The following is a 517-nucleotide window of genomic DNA, read 5'->3' as shown; positions in this document are numbered from 1 at the left end:
CGACCCAACTAAGAAATCTGTTGAAAAACCAGAAAAACCAACAGAAAAACGTGTAGTCAATATCCCAACTAAGGTTGAGTTTGAATTCACTAAGAAACTTGAAGGTCGTCAACTTAAAGCTGGTGAGTTTAGCTTCGTACTTAAAGATAGCAAGGGTAATGTGATCGAAACTGTAAGCAATGATGCTAACGGTAAGATCAAGTTCTCAGCACTTGAGTACAAACGTGGTGAAGAAGGTAATCACGTCTACACAGTAGAAGAAGTACAAGGTAACGATGCAACTGTTTCCTACGATAAGATGGTAGCTACAGTCGTTGTTTCAGTAACTAAAGACGGTAAAGTCTTGACAGCAATTTCTCAATTGCCAGAAGATACTGAGTTTAACAACACTGTTATCCCACCATATACACCACCAACAACTCCACCAAACACACCTCCTACTACACCACCAACTACGCCTCCAACACCACCGACTCCTCCAACACCAGTGGTTCCACCAGTGACACCACCAACTACA

1 protein-coding gene is annotated in these 517 nt (G+C 42.0%); it reads left to right on the top strand.

All coding sequences use genetic code 11. The features are described from left to right. Positions 1 to 517: Spy0128 family protein (locus AX663_RS08360; RefSeq protein ID WP_156430778.1), on the top strand; the 517-nt coding region annotated here is incomplete at both ends.

This window comes from Streptococcus sp. CCH8-H5 (assembly GCF_001556505.1).
Classification (GTDB): Bacteria; Bacillota; Bacilli; order Lactobacillales; family Streptococcaceae; genus Streptococcus.
The sequence above is the reverse complement of the archived record's forward strand: the minus strand, read 5'-3'. Positions and strand labels throughout refer to the sequence as shown.